15 protein-coding genes and 3 pseudogenes are annotated in these 17,197 nt (G+C 62.4%); 2 read left to right on the top strand and 16 right to left on the bottom strand.

Going from position 1 to position 17,197, the window contains the following annotated elements:
- Positions 1 to 114: 114 nt before the first annotated feature.
- The 6 genes from OSH05_RS19820 to OSH05_RS19795 form a co-directional block, all read right to left on the bottom strand.
- Positions 115 to 1,044, bottom strand: coding sequence for a sugar ABC transporter substrate-binding protein (locus tag OSH05_RS19820; protein ID WP_104217933.1), 930 nt, complete (start codon positions 1,042 to 1,044; stop codon positions 115 to 117).
- A 378-nt stretch (positions 1,045 to 1,422) separates the two neighbouring features.
- On the bottom strand, positions 1,423 to 2,046 hold the full coding sequence (locus OSH05_RS19815) for a nucleoside/nucleotide kinase family protein (protein WP_104218217.1): 624 nt from the start codon (positions 2,044 to 2,046) through the stop codon (positions 1,423 to 1,425).
- 33 nt (positions 2,047 to 2,079) lie between these two features.
- Positions 2,080 to 2,844 (bottom strand): glutamine amidotransferase, encoded by a 765-nt coding sequence (locus tag OSH05_RS19810; protein ID WP_104217934.1) that lies wholly within the window; start codon positions 2,842 to 2,844, stop codon positions 2,080 to 2,082.
- A 95-nt stretch (positions 2,845 to 2,939) separates the two neighbouring features.
- Positions 2,940 to 3,953 (bottom strand): rhamnose ABC transporter substrate-binding protein, encoded by a 1,014-nt coding sequence (locus tag OSH05_RS19805; RefSeq protein WP_104217935.1) that lies wholly within the window; start codon positions 3,951 to 3,953, stop codon positions 2,940 to 2,942.
- A 58-nt stretch (positions 3,954 to 4,011) separates the two neighbouring features.
- Positions 4,012 to 5,022 carry an ABC transporter permease gene (locus OSH05_RS19800; RefSeq protein ID WP_104217936.1) on the bottom strand — a complete coding sequence of 337 codons (1,011 nt, stop codon included), beginning with the start codon at positions 5,020 to 5,022 and terminating at the stop codon, positions 4,012 to 4,014.
- On the bottom strand, positions 5,022 to 7,601 hold the full coding sequence (locus tag OSH05_RS19795; RefSeq protein ID WP_104217937.1) for an ATP-binding cassette domain-containing protein: 2,580 nt from the start codon (positions 7,599 to 7,601) through the stop codon (positions 5,022 to 5,024). The genes OSH05_RS19800 and OSH05_RS19795 overlap by 1 nt, the downstream gene beginning before the upstream one ends.
- A gap of 415 nt (positions 7,602 to 8,016) precedes the next feature.
- Between OSH05_RS19795 and OSH05_RS19790 the strand changes: the two genes are divergently transcribed.
- Positions 8,017 to 9,252: an ROK family transcriptional regulator gene (locus OSH05_RS19790; protein ID WP_104217938.1), complete on the top strand. Its 1,236-nt coding sequence runs from the start codon at positions 8,017 to 8,019 to the stop codon at positions 9,250 to 9,252.
- Positions 9,253 to 9,335: 83 nt separating this feature from the next.
- Here OSH05_RS19790 and OSH05_RS25230 read toward each other — a convergent pair.
- Together OSH05_RS25230 and OSH05_RS19785 are read right to left on the bottom strand one after the other, a co-directional pair.
- Positions 9,336 to 9,448 (bottom strand): annotated as a pseudogene (locus OSH05_RS25230) (IS3 family transposase); the annotation flags it as partial.
- Positions 9,449 to 9,452: 4 nt separating this feature from the next.
- A pseudogene (locus OSH05_RS19785) lies at positions 9,453 to 9,578 on the bottom strand (transposase); the annotation flags it as partial.
- A 51-nt stretch (positions 9,579 to 9,629) separates the two neighbouring features.
- Here OSH05_RS19785 and OSH05_RS19780 point away from each other — a divergent pair.
- Positions 9,630 to 9,725 (top strand): annotated as a pseudogene (locus tag OSH05_RS19780) (ATP-binding protein); the annotation flags it as partial.
- Between the two features lie 285 nt (positions 9,726 to 10,010).
- Here the strand turns inward: OSH05_RS19780 and OSH05_RS19775 are convergent.
- From OSH05_RS19775 to OSH05_RS19740, 8 genes are read right to left on the bottom strand one after another with little or no spacing between them, the layout of a single operon-like run.
- Positions 10,011 to 10,958, bottom strand: a complete 948-nt coding sequence (locus OSH05_RS19775; protein WP_104217939.1) for an aldose 1-epimerase — start codon at positions 10,956 to 10,958, stop codon at positions 10,011 to 10,013.
- Complete coding sequence (locus OSH05_RS19770) at positions 10,883 to 11,719, bottom strand: fumarylacetoacetate hydrolase family protein (RefSeq protein ID WP_104217940.1); 837 nt, start codon at positions 11,717 to 11,719, stop codon at positions 10,883 to 10,885. Before OSH05_RS19770 ends, OSH05_RS19775 begins: the two co-directional genes overlap by 76 nt.
- Entirely contained in the window at positions 11,716 to 12,657 is a 942-nt protein-coding gene (locus OSH05_RS19765) for a dihydrodipicolinate synthase family protein (protein ID WP_266352847.1), read from the bottom strand. Before OSH05_RS19765 ends, OSH05_RS19770 begins: the two co-directional genes overlap by 4 nt.
- Positions 12,654 to 13,445, bottom strand: a complete 792-nt coding sequence (locus tag OSH05_RS19760) for an SDR family NAD(P)-dependent oxidoreductase (protein ID WP_104217942.1) — start codon at positions 13,443 to 13,445, stop codon at positions 12,654 to 12,656. The genes OSH05_RS19765 and OSH05_RS19760 overlap by 4 nt, the downstream gene beginning before the upstream one ends.
- Positions 13,442 to 14,473: an ABC transporter permease gene (locus OSH05_RS19755; protein WP_104217943.1), complete on the bottom strand. Its 1,032-nt coding sequence runs from the start codon at positions 14,471 to 14,473 to the stop codon at positions 13,442 to 13,444. The genes OSH05_RS19760 and OSH05_RS19755 overlap by 4 nt, the downstream gene beginning before the upstream one ends.
- A complete protein-coding gene (locus OSH05_RS19750; RefSeq protein ID WP_207778709.1) occupies positions 14,470 to 15,234 on the bottom strand; it encodes an ATP-binding cassette domain-containing protein in 765 nt (254 codons plus the stop codon). The genes OSH05_RS19755 and OSH05_RS19750 overlap by 4 nt, the downstream gene beginning before the upstream one ends.
- The gene (locus tag OSH05_RS19745; protein WP_104217945.1) at positions 15,225 to 16,433 is read right to left on the bottom strand and encodes a mandelate racemase/muconate lactonizing enzyme family protein; all 1,209 of its coding nucleotides are present in this window, start codon (positions 16,431 to 16,433) and stop codon (positions 15,225 to 15,227) included. Before OSH05_RS19745 ends, OSH05_RS19750 begins: the two co-directional genes overlap by 10 nt.
- A 9-nt stretch (positions 16,434 to 16,442) precedes the next feature.
- On the bottom strand, positions 16,443 to 17,156 hold the full coding sequence (locus tag OSH05_RS19740; protein ID WP_165801496.1) for a GntR family transcriptional regulator: 714 nt from the start codon (positions 17,154 to 17,156) through the stop codon (positions 16,443 to 16,445).
- Positions 17,157 to 17,197: the final 41 nt, after the last annotated feature.

The following is a 17,197-nucleotide window of genomic DNA, read 5'->3' as shown; positions in this document are numbered from 1 at the left end:
AGGCTGTGCTCCCCGGGCGAGATTTGTCGGCCAACATGAAAGTTCCTCTTGCCGCTGTGTAGACGATCCGGCCGGGCGAGCCCCCGCCGGATCTTGGTCCTGAGATGGCAAGGACTATTGGGGATTGTCTTTCATGAACTGGTCGACATTGTCCTTGGTCACGAGATCATAGCCGGGAACGAATGACTTCGGCTCCCAAGCGGCGCCTGCCGCGATGACGTCGGGGATCTGGTCGATCAGCATCTTGCCGGCTGATGTCAGGTCGACGCCGAGCGTCGCTGTCATGGTGCCGTCCTTGACGGCTTGTACAGCCGGCGCAGTGGCGTTGAAGGAATAGACCTGGACGTCTGTCCGCCCGTTCTGCTTCAGCGCGGCGATCGCGCCCATGGCATTGTCGTCATAGCAATTGAAGATCGCGAATGGGCCCTTGTCGCCGGCTGTGGCCGCAAGCCAGGCGCTGGTCGCGGCCTGGGAGGACTCTGCCGCGCCCGGGATCGTGATCTCGTGCGTCGTCGCCTTGAGGCCCGGATTGGCGGCCACCGCCGCGTCGAATGTATCAGCGCGCTCGCGGCAGGGAATGCCGGGGTGATAGCTCAAATCGAGCACCGTGCCGGCATTGTTGATGTTCTTGAGCAACAGATCCATGAGCGGCGGAGCGGCGCCCGTACTGGCGGAAAGAGCAATTCCCGGCGCCATGCCGCCACCTGCGGAGAGAACTGGAATATTGGCTTCCTTCGCGGCGGCGAGGCCCGCGGCGAGGCCAGTCGAATCGAACACCGTGACGATGATTGCATCGACTTTTTTCGTCACAAGCTGCTTGATCCCGGCGATGGCCTGCGACGGGTCGCCATTGGCATTCAGCGTCGCCACAGTCCAGCCCTTGGACTCGGCCTGCTTCGTCATCGTATCGATCATCTGGTTGGTATCCACGTCCGAGGTGGAAAAGGTGATGATGCCGATGTCGAGTTTGTCGTCGGCGATCGCCGGCGAAACGAAGGGCAGCGCTGCGAGCGCAAGAACCCCGAATATCTGAGTTCGGTTCATTTCATTGCTTCCCTGTTGAAGGTCGCTGCCATTTCGGACGGACGCGGTTTCCCTGCGCATCCAGATATCCGAGGCAATATCGGGTCAAACTATTTTGTACGTGTGAGCCACAAACGAAATATGCGCACAGGTTTTGGCCGGCTGCAATGGCCAGATTTGGCGGATCAGACAGGCATCCACCCTCTTGGGTGTGAACAGGTGCCCAAGCGGGACCTCACACGAGATGGCGTCAACACATTGCGAATACTTCCGAAATTCTATGTCTGTCGGGGCCTCGATCGGCGCCGGCAGAGCCCCCGGCTGTCTTCAAGATTTATTATCAAAATCATATAGTTAGATCGATTTCGGCCGGGGCAATAATTCCGCGCCTATTCGCAGTCATGTCCGGAGGGAATACATCGCAGGCCGGCTTTGCGTCAGCACGAGATCGACATTGGACATGTCGTTGCCGTCCATCTTGGCGGCCATCTCCGCCTCGTTCAGCCGGTAGTGCGTCCAGCGCTCGAAAAGGCGCTGGCGCAGGACTTCGCGGGCCGCCGTGATCATGATTGTCGTGTCGAAGGCGAGGCTTCGCCAGGGTTCGCGGTCGAGCAGAAGGTAGTTGCCCTCAACGATCAGCAACCGCACGGAGCGCGGGATAATCCGGGCGCCAGCGCGCGCGATCTCGATGTCGCGGTCGAAGACCGGCACCGCGATCTCATCCTCGTCATCGGAGCGCAGGCGCCGCAACATTTGTTCGAAGCCCACCACATCGAAGGTTTCGGGCGCGCCCTTGCGCGGGCGCAGGCCGCGCGGAACGAGGACAAGGTCGTCGAAATGATAGCCGTCCATCGACAGCACGGCGGCGGCGCCGGGATAGACAGCATTGAGGCGATCCTCAAGCTGCGCGGAGAGCGTCGATTTGCCAGCGCCGGGCGGACCGGCCAGGGCCACCATGTGCCGGGTGGCTCCTATCTTCGTCGTTAGAAGTGTCGTGAGTTCGTCGATCGAAAAGGGCTGCATGGCGTTTCCGTCCATCGCTGAACTGGCAACTGCCTACTGTTCCCGAACCAACCACCGGATCATGTTGGCCATCAGCCGGTCATAGCCTTCCCAATCGAGGAAGTCCCTAGAGAGCCAGTGAGGGCCGATATCGGTCGCCCATGCGAGCGTACGGCCGGCGCCATAGAAGCGCACGGCAAGGAGGGGGAGGACGGCACCGCGATAGGGGACCTGAACGAGTATCGTGGCGTCGTTGGGCGCGCGGGCCAAGGTTCGGTTGATCCCGAGAATATAGGGGATCGGCACGCTTATGCCGTCCAATATCGGATGGCCGGGCTGTACGATCGCGGGGTCGAGACCTTCCGGCGCCTCGACGCCATCGGGACCCGACAGGCACTCGACGGGCAGACACTCCTCGACCGCGGTGCCATGGAACAGTGCCATGCCGTCCATGCCCTGGAAGCTGGTGTAGCCGCCGGCCATCATCAGCGCACCGCCGCTCTCGACCCATTGCCGCAGCAGTTCGAGCCGATTGACGGACCGCCGGCCCGCACGCGTCTGCGGCGTGTAGAGAAGCGACAGCATGCCGACATCGGAAAGCACGACACAGGAAAAGGCAGAAAGAGCTTCGAGGCTGGTTGGAAACTCACTTTCGCAACGCTCGCCCCCGATCTGTGTCACCTCGATCCCGCAAGCTGCCATCGCGGCGAGATAGCGTTCCGCGCCGTTTGTATAGCGGGAGGAGGCTCCGACCTCGTAGCCCTTGGAGGCGAACGACGTGATGTGGAAAGTCTCGCCGGCCAACAGGACGGGTTTCATCGGTCAATCCTCAATGAGGGCGAAGTGGGAGCCAAAGGCCGAAGGGCGCCACCACCCGAGAGCGGCGGCGCCATCTGTCTTTGATCGTCAAAAGATCAGAACTTGAACTCTTCGACGTTCGCCGGCGTCACGATATCGGCCGGCCCGAGCAGCACTTCGCCGCCCTTGCCGACGGTGTAATCGCCGAGGCGCCCGGCCTTGAAGGTTTCGCCTTCCTTGCCGGTGAGCTTGCACTGGGCCACCGCCTGCGCCGCGAAATAGGTCAGGTAGCCGAGGTCCTTGACGTTCCACCAGATGTCCTGAACCGAACCGTCCTGGATGTACTTCTTGATCAAGGTCGCGGGCGCGAGGCCGGTCAGCTTGATCTTGCCGAGCAGGCCCGCCTGCTCCATGGCGCGCGCGGCGGCCGGCAGCCCGATGCCGGCAGGAATGATGATGCCCTTCAGATTGGGGAACGCCTGCGCGAGTCCCAGCGCCTGCTGCTGGTTCACCTGCTCGCTCTCCTGGCCATAGGCGACCTGGACCAGCTTCATCTTGGCGTATTTCGGCTCGGCCGCCATCTTGGCCTTCATGAAGTCGATCCAGGCGTTCTGGTTCGTGGCGGTGGGCGTCGAGGAGAGAATGGCGAATTCGCCATCATAGTCGATGAGCTTGCCCATCGATTCCAGCATCATCTCAGCAAGGCTGTCGCCGGCTGCCTGATTGAGGAAGACGGTTCGGGCGGCGGGCGCGACGTCGGAATCGTAGGACACGATCTTGACGCCCTGCTGCATGGCGCGCTTCAGCGCGGGGGCAACGGCATTGGCATCATTGGCCGAAATCGCGATGACTCCGACCTTCTGCGATACGAGATTGTTGATGAACTCGATCTGTGCCTCGGCGGTGGCCTGGGATGGAGCCTGCTTGATGGCCTTGCCGCCGATCTCGGCCGCCGCTTCCTCGGCGCCGGTCTGCGCCACCTGGAAATAGGGGTCCGTGTCGAGCTTCGGCAGGAAGCCGACGGTAACGGGGGCGGTCGCGCATTCCTCGGCGCTCGCGACGGATGCGAGCGACGCGACGGCAACGAGGCTGCTAGCCAGTAGCAGGGACTTAACGAGATGCGACTTCATGGTCTTCCTCCTCGGGACTTTCGATCCGGATTGGTGACGTGCAGACGAGATTCCGGAATTACTCGCCTGTCTTTCGGGAGAGAAACTGAACGCGCAGGCTGCCGAACACGCGCTCGGCCGCGTTGCTTGCCAGAAGCGAGACGATGAGCAGCAGGCCGATGACGGTGCCCTGCGCATCGCCGCCGATCTGCAGCAAACCGAGCACATTACGGATCGTGGCGACCAGAAGCAGGGCCCAAAGGACGCCCGTGAGCCGCCCCTTGCCACCGAAGACGCTGATGCCGCCCAAGAGCGCGATGGTGATGACATCGAGCTCGATGCCGAGCGCGTTATTGGCGCGGGCATTGGACAGGCGCGCGGCATAGACCATGCCGGCCGCCGCGCAGACGACGCCGGAGGTGACGAACAGCCAGAACACGGTGCGAGCGAGACGGATGCCGGAATAGCGCGCCGTATCTGGATTGCCGCCGATCGCATAGATGCGCCGGCCGACCGGCATCTTCTGCTGTGCGATCGCAAAGATGGGCGCCAGCACGAGGAACGGCACGATCGTCCAGGGGAGCGGCGTCGGACCGACCATGTCGATGCCGAAATTCAGGAAGCTGTCCGGGAAGACGTTGATCGAGCCCGAGCCGAGCAGGATGTAGCCGATGCCCCGGAACAGAGCCATGGTGCCAAGCGTCACGACCAGCGACGGCAGGCCCAGCGCCGTCACCAAAACGCCGTTGAAAGCGCCACAGAGGCCGCCCGCGACAAGCGTCAGCGGTATGGCAACGATCAGCGGCGCGCCGGCCTGGACCATCAGCCCAAACACGACACTGGTCAGCGCCAATATGCTGGCGACCGACAGGTCAATCTCGCGGGCAATGATCAGCAGCACCATGGGCAGGACGATCAAGGCCCGCTCCGATACGCCCGCAATGGCCTGCGAGATATTAAAGGCCGATGCGAAGTTCGGCACGAACAGGACGGCATAGGCCAGAACCGCGATCGTGAGAACGGCCAGGAAATTGTCCCAGTTGGCGAAGCGCGCCACGAAATCCGGTGGGGTGTCGGAACGGCGGGCCATCAATGCCCTCCCTTCCGGCTCGCGGCGCCCCGGCGCGCCACATAGGCATCGATCCCGATCGCGGCGAGGATAACGAGGCCGTAGACGCCTTGCAGCCAGAGCGGATCGACACGGACCAGCGTCAGCCCGTTGTTGATGACGAGAAGCGTCAGCGTGCCGAGCGCGACGCCGAGCACCGTACCCGAACCGCCGCGCACCGCGATGCCACCCACCACCACGGCGGCGATCACCGTCAGCTCGAAGCCATAGGCGACGCGTGCATCGACCGTGGCATAGCGCGACGCCCAGAGCGCGCCATCGAAGCCGGCCAACAAACCGCCGACGGCGAAGGCGAGCAGCACGCGGGCCCGGACGGGAATGCCGATGAGCTGCGCGCCGGCGGGGTTCGAGCCGATCGCATAGAGCTCCCGCCCGATCACCGTGGATCGGAGCGCCCAGGCGATGACCAGAAGCGTTGCGACCGCGATGATCAACACGGCAGGGATGCCGAACAGATTGGCGCTGGTCATGTCGAGCCAGGACTGCGGAACCTGATCGGCGCTGATCTGCTGCCCGCCAGCCCAGAGGCTGTTCAAGCCGCGGAAGATCGTCATGGTGCCAAGCGTCACGACGATGGCCGGAACCTTGCCGTAAGTAACGACGAAGCCGTTCACGAGGCCCGCCAGCAACCCGATGCCGCACGCAAGCAGCACGCCGCCAACGACGCCGAGTTCGGGATGAAGATGCAACGTCGACGCCGCGCCATAGGCGGCAAGACCGATCACGGCAGCGACCGAGAGATCGATGTTGCGCGTGATGATGACCAGCATCTGGCCGACCGCAACAGTCATCAGCAATCCGGCATCCATGGCGAGCGCGGAAAGATTGGCGCCGCTCAGCATGCGCGGATTGAGGATCGAAACGGGGATGATGACGGCGGCAATCGCCGCGACGAGGCCGAATTCGCGCCGGGCAAAGAAGCGCGGCAAGGCAAGGCCGGGACTTTCGGGCGTGAAGATCTGCGGTTCGGCCCCTTCAACGGGACGCATCGCGTCGCGCTCCGCCTCCACAGCGTCCGTCGCAGCACCAATGACCTTTTCCTGCGTCGCCTCGTCCCGGTTGAACCGCGCGCTGATCCGGCCCTCGCGCAGGACGATCATCCGATCGCACATGCCGAGCAATTCCGGCAGCTCGGACGAGATCAGGATGATCGCCAACCCTTGAGAGGCGAGATCGGCGATCATAGCATGCACGTCGGCCTTGGCCTGGACGTCGATGCCCTGCGTCGGTTCGTCGAGGATCAGCACGCGCGGTTGCGTGGCGAGCCATTTGGAGAGGACGACCTTCTGCTGATTGCCGCCCGACAACGTACTGACCGGCTGGTCGTAGGAATGAAACCGCAGCCGCAACCGGTCGAGAAAGGGCTTCGCGAAGGCGAGCTCCTTGGAGCGGGAGACCAGTCCGCCACGGGTCGCATCGTCGAGAACGGTCAGCGAATTATTGGCCAGGATCGAGAAATCCATCACCAGACTCTGCCCGATCCGGTCCTCCGAAACGTAAGCGATGCCGCGATCCATCGCGTCGCGGGCGGAAGCGAAGCGGACATCCGCGCCATCCAGCGTCATCGTGCCGGCCGTGGGCAGGTCGATGCCGAACAGAACCCGCGCGATCTCGGTGCGTCCGCTGCCGACCAGGCCACCAAATCCAAGGATTTCGCCGGCGCGCAGCTCGAAGGACACATCCTCGAAGGCCCCGTCGCGCGACAGGCCCTTCACGCTCATCAGCACCGCTCCCCGCGTCGGCTCATGGTGCGGATAGAGGCCATCGAGCGAGCGTCCGACCATCATCTGGACGGCGCGCTCACGCGTCAGTTCCTGGGCGCGCTCAACGCCGACGAGATGCCCGTCCCGCAGCACTGCGATCCGGTCGGCGACGCGGTAGATCTCGTCCATGCGATGGCCGACGAACATCATGGCGACCCCATGGCCGCGCAGATTGTTGACGACGGCGAACAGCCGCTCGACCTCACGCTGCGACAGCGCCGCCGTCGGCTCGTCCATGATCAGCACGCGGGCATCGAGCGACAAAGCGCGGGCGATTTCGACGAGTTGCTGTTCGGAAGTCCGCAGCCGCGAGAGAGGCGCGTCGATATCGGCATGAAGGCCGACGAGTTGCAGCAGCCGCTGCGCTTCACTGCGTATGCGACCCCGATCGATCCGCCAGGACGATTGCGGGCCGGTCTGGCCGATGAAGAGGTTTTCGCCAACGCTCAGATCCGGAAAGAGGCCAGGATGCTGGTGCATGACAGCAATGCCGGCGCGCTGCGCCTGGAGCGGGGAGGAAAAGCTGACCGGCTCGCCCCCGACCAGCACCTTCCCGATATCGGGACGATAGACGCCAGCGAGCAGCTTGACGCAGGTGCTCTTGCCCGCGCCGTTCTCTCCCAGCAGCGCCAGAACTTCGCCGGATCTGAGTTCGATCGAAACGTCGGAAATAGCGACCGTGCCACCAAAGATCTTGGTAGCGCCGGAAAGGGCCGCAATCACCTCACCCTGCTTTTCGGAGATATCGGCAACCGCCATGTCGGAACGCTCAAGCATGATGCGTCCGCGGGCTCGTCCAAGCAGGCCACGACGCCGTTGCCCAGCGTCTCCGAACCCGTGAATGCATCATTCCTCACCTCGTTCCGGAGCGTCCGGCGAATAGATCCGCCTCCAAAGGCATGGCGACCCTCGCCGCGGCTCGGCGCCAGGTTCCCCCTTCATCGGCTGCATGGATCGGTTCGCGGCCTCCTCCCATGGAGACGCTTGCCTCGACTACTTAAAGCAAATTACTATAATCAGTAGATCGCATCGTCAAGACCCCGATTGCCGGTCAGAGACCATCGACTGTGCAGGATGGCTTGGGTCGACATATGGCGACGCGAACTATGGGTCAGCGACGGAGGCTGGCAACGCGAAGGAACTAGGCTATTAAAGCAGACTGCTTGAACGATTGAAAACGCGGGGGAAATCCATGGCCGGCAAGGGTAGCAATTCGGTGCACCTGCGCCATTACAATGAGCGCGTCGTCCTCGACGCGATCCGCCGCTTTGGTCAAGCCTCGAAAGCGGAGGTAGCGCGGTTCGCGCATCTGACGCCACCGGCGGTCGCAGCCATCATCGACGCTCTGGTCGCCGGCGGCTATGTCATCGAGAACGGCAAGCGCTTCGGGGGCAAGGGGCAGCCATCGGCCATGTACGGCCTGGCGCGCGACGGCGCCTACTCCATCGGCCTCCACATTGGCAGGCGCGCAATGGATGCGATCCTGATCGATTTTGCTGGCCAGACATGCGCCTTCGAGACCCACGACTACGACCATCCGGATCCGGAGACGATCCGACGGATCGGCCGGGCAGCGATCGCACGATTTCGCGCGCAACTTGGACCGGATATCGCCGCTCGCCTTGTCGGTATCGGTATATCCGCCCCGTATTTTATTGGTGGCTGGGATGAGGAACTGGGCTTTCCAAGTCGCGTCCAGGAAGAATGGCGTGCCGTAGACCTGAGGTCGCATTTCGTGGAGACCCAAGGCCTAGCCGTCATGATCGAGAACGACGCCTCAGCGGCGGCCGTGGCGGAACTCGTCTATGGCATCGGCAAGCAATATTCGGATTTCCTGCACATCTCGCTCAGCACCTTTGTCGGCGGCGGGCTGGTCCTCAACGGAACGCTGCAGACGGGCCCAAACGGCAACACAGCCGCATTCGGTCCGTTTCCCGTGACCTTTTCCAGCCTTGCATCGGTGCCGAAACCCCCTGGAAAGTTCGAGGTGTTGCTGCATCGAGCCTCGATCTACACACTGGTCGCGCATTTGCGGTTCAATGGCTTCGACATCACACGCGTCCGAGACCTTGAACCAATGCCGGCCCAGGCGCGCGCGCTGGTTTCCGAATGGCAGGACGATTGCGCCGATGCGTTGGCGCAAGCGATCATCGGCAGCATAGCGCTTGTCGATTTGGAGGCCATCGTCATCGACGGGCTACTGCCGGCCTCGGTGCTCGTCGAGACGGTGACCAAAGTGCGGGCTTCTTTCGCGCAAATGCTTCCACCCGGACTGATCGCCCCATCCATCCTGGCGGGCTCGATCGGTCCGAGAGGCTCTGCGCTCGGGGCCAGCCTGCTTCCGATTTACTCGATGTTCGGACCTGACACCGGAGTATTGATGAAGAAGGGCAGCGACAAGAAGCCACTCATGGTTGGGTCAGCGTGAGGCGGGCCCTCCCACCACTAAAGAGTCAGCTCCGAACGAAAGTAGGAATCCTCGACATGAGCTGCTGAACCGCCCCGAGTTTTCTAGACGCCTGCGGGGTTGGCTTTGTGCTGGCGTTCGAACTCGATTGGCGAGAGCTCCCGTTCCGTGCGTGCTTCCGGGTTGGGTTGTAGAACATCTCGATGTAATCGAACACACCGCCATTCATACAGCGAGTACTTGCTGATCCCCAGCCGCGCAGCCACCTCCGCAACCGGATAGCCACGCTCGGTGATCTGAACGACGGCGTCGCGTTTGAAATCCTCGGTGAAGTTCGCTTTGACCATCGGGACCTCCTTGCCTCAAATTTAGGAAAGAAGGCGTCCAGAAATCTAGGGGCGGTTCAGACTGCCGCACGGCTCGATCGCCTGACGCATCACTGCGACATCATCGAGATCGGCAACGAGAGCTGGCGCTTCAAGAACCGCGTCTGAACCGGCCGCGGACGCCGTTGGGTAACGACGCTCCGCCTCCGGCTCCCCGCCGTCACCCAACGGCGCATCCTGCGCGGGCCAAGGGGGTCCCTATGGGACGCCGATCCGGGGTCCCGTTCCGACGCTGATTGACAACCACGTCTCACGCGGCATGCGCGGCGGACAGCGGAGTGATCGACATAGACCTATTGAGCGTCATACGACGCTGGGACTACCGGGATAACCTCTGGATCCGGGAGCATCCCGCCGCATCGACCTCTCGCTGTGAACAAGCGCTGGGCTGGGCTAGAGACTATAAGGACAGAATGTGCAGCTCATACGGACCGCAGCGCCGCTGGCCAACATGACGAGACCGCCATGGTCGGCAAGGCTCGGCCGATTGAATGCGTCGATGGCATGCGTCGCCGGCTCGAAACAGAAGAACGACGCTGCCGCGCCGGGCGAATAGACGACATATCGGTTAATTCCGGGTACGGCCAGCCGGCAGCCCAAGCCGTGCTCCGGCCATCTAATATCGGCAAGTCCGTCCCAGCCGCCAAAGTCGTTGTTGATCGGCTCCGGCGGAAGACAGCGGGCCTTTGTGAAATCGAGTCCGGGTCGATCACGGGTCGCGATGGTTTTCGTGGGCAAGAAGAACTCGTCTTGGAGCGTCACGGATGCCGCCCTGGCCTCAATTGTCGTCAGGGGGGTACGTGGGAAATAGGGATGCAAGCCGAGCCCGAACGGCAGTTCCCTTCCCAGGTTGATGACAACTAAGTCGATCGTCAGGCTACCGTCGTCCCAAAGCCTGTGCACCAACTCCGCACGGTAGCGATAGGCGCCGGGTCCGTCGGAGCGGAGGACCAACGTCACGGCCTCGGACGACCGTCTATCAATGCTCCAGGGCAATTGCCACGCATTGCCATGAATGGGGAACCGCTCGCCGAAGACATTGGCCTCGATCGGCACGAAGCCTTCTGCGGTAGAAAAGCCGCCGCAGGAAATGCGGTTCTGCCATGGCGCCATAACGAGATTGGCGACTCCGTCGACCGATCGGAGAACCGGCTCGTATCCATCCGGCGTGCGATAGTCGAAACGCGTTGTCGCGGCCCCGCGTTCGGGCGAGATGCTGACCATCGCCTTGTCGTTTGCGAGGGTGATGATCTCGCTCACCGCGATCACGCCACCACGTGCTGGCGCTGCTCGCCCAGGCCCTCGATCCCCAGGCGCATGGTTTGGCCCGCCTTGAGCCATTCCGGCGGCTTCTTGCCGGCACCGACGCCGGGCGGCGTGCCGGTCGCGATGATGTCTCCGGGCTGCAGGCTCATGAACTGGCTGATATAGTGTACGAGAAAGCGCACGGAAAAGACCATGGTCGTTGTCGAACCGTCCTGCTGTCGGACGCCGTCGACATCAAGCCAAATACTGAGGTTTTGTGGATCGGGAACCTCGTCGCGGGTCACTAACCACGGGCCGATAGGTCCAAACGTGTCGGCCGACTTGCCCTTGGTCCACTGGCCGCCATGCTCATGCTGGAAGGCACGTTCTGATACGTCGTTGACAACGCAGAAGCCGGCGATGTGCTCCATCGCGTCTGCCTCGTCGACGTTGCGCGCCTGCTTGCCAATCACGATGCCGAGTTCCACTTCCCAGTCCGGCTTGGTCGACCCCCTCGGAATAACAACGTCGTCATTGGGGCCGATGATGGCGCTGGTCGCCTTCAGGAACAGGATCGGTTCCTCGGGAACCGGCATTCCACCTTCTGCAGCGTGGTCGGCATAGTTGAGGCCGACGCATACGAACTTGCCTACATTGCCAACGCAAGGACCGATGCGGGTATTCGCGTCAACGATCGGTAGGCTCATGGGATCGACCTCGCGAATGGAGGCCAGATCGCTGGCGAGCGAATGGCGGTCAATATCGCTGGCGAGCGCACTCAGATCGCGATAACTGCCGTCGGGTGCCAGGAGGGCCGGCTTCTCCGAGCCGCGGGGGCCTAGCCGCAAGAGTTTCAATTGTCTGTCTCCGGTGAAACATGTGGTAGCCAGCCTTGGAACTTTTCTGCGAGTTGGTCCCGGTACTGGCGGAAGCCATTGTCGGTCGACGATTGGTAAGGCGGCAGCAGTTCAAGAGGAAAATCGGGCTCGGCCAGCTTGGCGATGAGTTTGTCGTAGGCGCCATCATTGAGACCCATCCCGCCAGCAGCTTCACGAACCGCCGCCATTACGCCGGCGAGTTCGCGATAGAGAGCGGAGAAGGTCGCAAAATCTCCGTCGGCCCCTGCGCGGAAATATTGCCAGGCGCGACTTGGATTGCTGGCAGCGATGGAAGCGAGCAGACCGCATTCCCCTAGCGGCGCACCGAGATAGAAGCCCGGCTCTGTGAAGAAACAGCGCAGTTGTGGCGCAAGACGCAGCAGACCCGCGATCGTTTCCGGATCGCCGAGCCCATATTTCACAGCGACCAGATTTGGGTGGATTTCAGCGAGTTCGGCATATTCGTCAGGCCGGACCAGTCGCCCTGTGCGGCCCAAGTTGTAGTGCAGGAATCGCAGCTCCGGGAAGCCACCGCAGACCTCGGCAAATACCCGGCGCACCTCGCGGTCGTTGATGGCACCCCAGGCAGGCAGGCAGAATTGGAACGTCTTGACTCCGAGATCGGCACCGAAAGCGATGCGCTCGATTACGGTAGGCAGCGAGAGATTGATGACGCCGACCATGGGTGGAGCGGCCTTCGCCTCAGCCATTGCATCGACGAACAGGCTCGTCACCTGTCGAAACTGCGTTTCGGTAACCGTGTGGCCTTCGCCGGCCGTTCCGAAGACATAGAGGTCGCGGAGACCCGCACCGACGAGATTGTGGATCATGCGCTGGAACAGGGGAACGTCCAGAGTCCCGTCGCGCCACGGTAGGCAGCAAGTGCCAAGGACGGTCCTGGGATAGCGCGCGGTCAAGTTGCCTCCGCCAGCGCCAACGCGGCGTTTTCAGGCAAACCGGCAAGCGCTCCACCGTCGACCGGAATAACCGCGCCGTTGATGAAGGACGCGGCATCACTCAGCAGAAACGCCACGACCGCGGCGATTTCAACCGGCTGGCCGGGTCGACCGAGCGGAATGCAGATGTTCATCGCAGCTGTACGTCGGGGATCACCCTTTACCCATTCGAGCGCCCGTTCCGACAGGACGAAACCGGGGCTCAACGTATTGGTTCGAACACCATGCGGGCCGTAGTCGACAGCGAGCGAGCGCGTTAACGCCAACATGCCTCCCTTGGCACTTTCATACGCAACAGCGCCGTGGCCGGATGAGAAAGCGCGCTGCGAGGCGATATTGACGATCGCCCCCTGCCCCACTCGCCGCATATGAGGAAGCGCGGCCTTCGCGAGCAGCATGGGCGCGGTCAGCGAAACCCGCAGGGTAAGATCCCATCCGGAAAGCGACACCTCGCCGACCGTTCCGCGCTCCTCTGCGAAGGCGTTGTTGACGAGACCGTCTAGGCGGCCGAACCGCGCGATCGCGCGGTCAACCAGTACCCACGCCGCGGCCGGATCGCTGAGATCGACGACGACGGGTTCGAGATCGGGCGCCGTCTTGGCAAGATCAGCAAGAAGAGTATCGTCGCCTGGCCCCGCCGTAACGACCAGCTTGGCACCTTCGCCAGCGAGGTGCGTGGCGATGGCCCTCCCAATTCCGCGCGAAGCGCCAGTGACGATGTAGACGCGACCGTCGATCGATAGGTTCATCGCACCCCCGCCGAGCGAAACATCCTGCGTCGGCGAAGCTGGTCGATGCCGACGGCGACGACGATGATGACGCCGATAACGAAATCCTGCAGCACAGGATCGATTCGGAGCAGGATGAGGCCGGTTGTCAGAATGCTGAGAACCAGCGAGCCCAGCAAGCTTCCCCAGACCGTGCCGATGCCTCCGAACAGGCTGGTGCCGCCGATGATCACGGCCGAGATCACCTGCAGCTCGAAGCTTACACCGATGCTCGGTTGGCCGGATCCAAGACGCGCCGACATCAGTACGCCGGCAAGGGCCGCCGACAGACCGCTCATCACATAGACGATCGTCGAGATGCGCTTGACGTTGATGCCGGCATTGCTGGCCGCCTCTCGATTGCCGCCGATCGCTCGCACGTCGCCGCCGAAGGTCGTGGTCGCGAGCAGGATATGGGCCAGGACGACAATGAATGCGGCGTAGTAGAGTAGCATCGGCAGGCCGAAAAGGTTTGCTCGCGCTATGTCTGAAAAGGCGTCGGGAAGACCGGTGATCGGCTGGCCACCTGTGAAGTAGACGACAAGAGAACGCGCCGCGTAAAGCATGCCCAACGTCGTGATAAACGGCGGTATATTGGCGTAGTTGATGAGCACGCCATTGAGCAAGCCTGCCGCCCCGCCTGCGACTGTCCCGAGCAAGATCGCCACCGGGATCGGCATACCGGCGATCAGAAACCCCGCGCTCGCCATTCCGCCGACTGCGAAGAGGCTGCCGACGGAGAGATCGAGGCCGCCGCTCACGAAAACGAACGTCGTAAACGAGGCGACGATTGCGATGAACACGGCATTGCGAAGGATGTTGATCCACGTGGCCGGATTCAAGAACTGCGCCGACTGTGTAGCTCCAAAGGCAATGAACAGAAGCATCACGACGACGACCATGAATTGCGGACTGGTGACGACACGTCCGAGCAGCGAGTCCGCCTGGGTCGACGATCGGGCGACCGTGGTCGCGTCGAGCGCGTCGGTCGCCTTGTCCCCGGTGATCATGCGGCCCTCCTGTCGGAGTCGATGGCGCCGGTGATGAGGCCAATGATTTCGTTGCGGTCGGCGACGGCCCGCCGACGGACGCCCTGGACTCGGCCGAGGCGCATCACCTGGATGGTGTCCGCAACGTCGAACACCATCGACAGGTCATGGCTGACGAGGACGACGGCCTTACCGGCCTCGCGCAGCTGGCGGATAATGGTGATGACCTGTTGTGTCTCGCGATAGCCGAGCGCCGCCGTCGGTTCGTCGAGCAGCACGATCGGCGTGTTCTGCTGCACGGCGCGGGCAATGGCGATGCCCTGTCTTTGGCCGCCGGACAAGATGCCGACCGGCACGCGCACGGAGGGCAGACGAACCTTGAGCTCCGTCAGCGTATCGGCGGCGCCGTCGATCATCGCTTTCTTGTCGGCAAAAATGCCCCATTTGCGAAGCTGACGACCCAGATACATGTTCTCGGCCACGTCTAGACATTCGACAAGGGCGAGGTTCTGGAAAACCGCGGCGATCCCGTGCGCGCGCGCCGTGGCAGGATTTGCCATGTAAGTGGGCTTGCCGTCGATACACAGTTCGCCGCTATCGACCGGGTAGACACCCGACAATACCTTCATCATCGTGGACTTGCCGGCGCCGTTGTCGCCGACGATGACGCTGACCTCGCCACGTTCGAAACGGAGCGATACGTCGTCCAGGGCGACAACATGGCCGAAGGCCTTGCTAACATGGCGCAGTTCGAGCGCTGGCGAGGGGCTCGTCAATTGCACATCAGCCTTTCCCATTCGCCGTCGAACATGTTCATGCGCGACTTGATCGAGCCTGGATGCGCACGCGCAACCTCCTCGTCGATCTCGTATCCCCAGCCGGGCGCTGTCGGAACCTTGTAGCAGCCGCCCTCGACCGGCAGTTCGCCGCCCTTGACCAGATCTTTGCGCCAAGCGACATCGAAATCGGCAAAGGTCTCGAGGATCAGGAAGTTCGGAATATTGGCGCAGAGATGGATCGAGGCCATGAGCTTGCCGGGGCCATCGCAGTTGTGAGGCGCGACGGAGATGTAATGCGCCTCGGCCATGGCCGCGATCTTCTTGGTCTCCATGAAACCGCCTGTGTAACCGAGATCAGGCTGCACAACATGTGTCGCCTGCTTCTGGAGCATTTCGTTGAAGCCGAAGCGGGAATAGGTGTGCTCGCCGGTTGCCACACGGGCCCCCATTGCCGATGCCGCCTTGGTCACCCAAGCCTGCGAGTCAAGATTGTGGGCCGGTATCGGTTCCTCGCAGAACAGAGGCTCGAATGGTTGCATCGCCTTGATTGCCTCAATGGCGGTGCCGACGGAGAAGCGGCCGTGGCACTCGATCAGGAGATCGATATCCGGCCCGGCGGCATCGCGCACTACGCCGACCGCCTTGACGGCCGAGCGGAGGTCTGCGCGGCTCATCTCTCGGCCACCGGCACCGAACGGGTCGAACTTCATCGCCGTATATCCCATACCTACGACCTTCTGCACCCGCTCGCGGAGCTTGGCGTGGTCGTGCATGTCGGCATACCAGCCATTGGCATAGACCCGGATCCGGTCGCGTAGCGCGCCGCCTACCAGGTTGACGACCGGCTGCCCGCAGGACTTGCCGACGATATCCCAAAGCGCTGTCTCGAGCCCCGCCATCGCCGAGTACATCACCGGGCCAGTATTGTGTTCGACTTGGTAGAGACGGAACCACAGGTCCTCGATGCGGAACGGATCGCGCCCGACAAGGTGGCGGTCGGCAAATTCATGCACCAGCGATTCGACCGCGAATTCCTTCCAGCCGAGCGTACCGTCACCCCATCCGACGAGGCCGTCGTTGGTGGTGATCTTGACGATCAGAAAGTTGCGCCATGCGGCGTCGACTACGAAGGTTTCGACGGTCTCGACATATCGACCCGTCGTCGACATGACGGTTGCGCCGGTTTGGAGATGGGTGAGCACTGAACTCTCCTAGGGTGATGATTGGCCGGCTTTGCCCGGCTTCGGACGTGCGGCGACGTCGCCTTTGTGCGGACGCAGGTTCCGCCAGATATCCTGTCCGTGCTGGGCGAGTTCCGCGGCGACCGCTGCCATGTCGCCCTTGCGATAATTGGCGAGCAGCGTCACATGACGCTGGGCTATTTCATTGAAATCGCGCGTGTATTGCGGCCCCGCAACCGAGACGAATTTACGAATTGTTCCTTCCAGCAGCGGCCAGAGAGCGGCGAGGATCGGGTTGCCTGATTGTGCGTAAAATATGCCGTGAAAGCGCATGTCGAGCCCGATCATGGTGGGATAGTCGGACTTCGCGGCCGCCGCCTTGAGCCCTTCAATCAGTTCGTCGAGTTCGCGATTGATCTCCGACGACAAGCGCCCCGCCGCCAGCTCGAAAGCATAGAGTTCCACTCGCTGGCGGATATCATAGGCGCCGCGCGCCTCCTCTTCCGAGACGGAGGACACGAAGGTGCCGCGATTGGGCAACGACATCAAAAGACCTTCATAGGTGAGGCTCGCAAAAGCCTCACGCACCGGCCCGGCCGAGGTTCCCATTGCCTCGGCCACGCCTTGTTCCGTCAGCCTTTGTCCCATTGGCAATTCGCCGGCCAGGATCTGCTCCCTGAGGCGAGCTCGGATGGCATCCGACAGCGACAGACGGGCCAGTTGTCCTCGCGAAACAATCGTCATGGTGATCCTCGACAATAAAGACATGAGGATTGATCATGCCA

The sequence above is a fragment of the Kaistia algarum genome (assembly GCF_026343945.1).
Lineage (GTDB): Bacteria > Pseudomonadota > Alphaproteobacteria > Rhizobiales > Kaistiaceae > Kaistia > Kaistia algarum.
Note: the sequence above shows the minus strand (reverse complement) of the source record. Positions and strands in the feature narration are given on the sequence as shown.

Excerpts from the sequence above, each read along its gene's own strand:
- OSH05_RS19810 (WP_104217934.1), bottom strand. The coding sequence starts at position 2,844 with ATGAAACCCGTCCTGTTGGCCGGCGAGACTTTCCACATCACGTCGTTC.
- OSH05_RS19740 (WP_165801496.1), bottom strand. The coding sequence starts at position 17,156 with ATGACGATTGTTTCGCGAGGACAACTGGCCCGTCTGTCGCTGTCGGAT.
- OSH05_RS19755 (WP_104217943.1), bottom strand. The coding sequence starts at position 14,473 with ATGATCACCGGGGACAAGGCGACCGACGCGCTCGACGCGACCACGGTC.
- OSH05_RS19795 (WP_104217937.1), bottom strand. The coding sequence starts at position 7,601 with ATGCTTGAGCGTTCCGACATGGCGGTTGCCGATATCTCCGAAAAGCAG.
- OSH05_RS19800 (WP_104217936.1), bottom strand. The coding sequence starts at position 5,022 with ATGGCCCGCCGTTCCGACACCCCACCGGATTTCGTGGCGCGCTTCGCC.
- OSH05_RS19815 (WP_104218217.1), bottom strand. The coding sequence starts at position 2,046 with ATGCAGCCCTTTTCGATCGACGAACTCACGACACTTCTAACGACGAAG.
- OSH05_RS19775 (WP_104217939.1), bottom strand. The coding sequence starts at position 10,958 with ATGGCTCAAGGCGGGCCAAACCATGCGCCTGGGGATCGAGGGCCTGGG.
- OSH05_RS19790 (WP_104217938.1), top strand. The coding sequence starts at position 8,017 with ATGGCCGGCAAGGGTAGCAATTCGGTGCACCTGCGCCATTACAATGAG.
- OSH05_RS19820 (WP_104217933.1), bottom strand. The coding sequence starts at position 1,044 with ATGAACCGAACTCAGATATTCGGGGTTCTTGCGCTCGCAGCGCTGCCC.
- OSH05_RS19760 (WP_104217942.1), bottom strand. The coding sequence starts at position 13,445 with ATGAACCTATCGATCGACGGTCGCGTCTACATCGTCACTGGCGCTTCG.
- OSH05_RS19805 (WP_104217935.1), bottom strand. The coding sequence starts at position 3,953 with ATGAAGTCGCATCTCGTTAAGTCCCTGCTACTGGCTAGCAGCCTCGTT.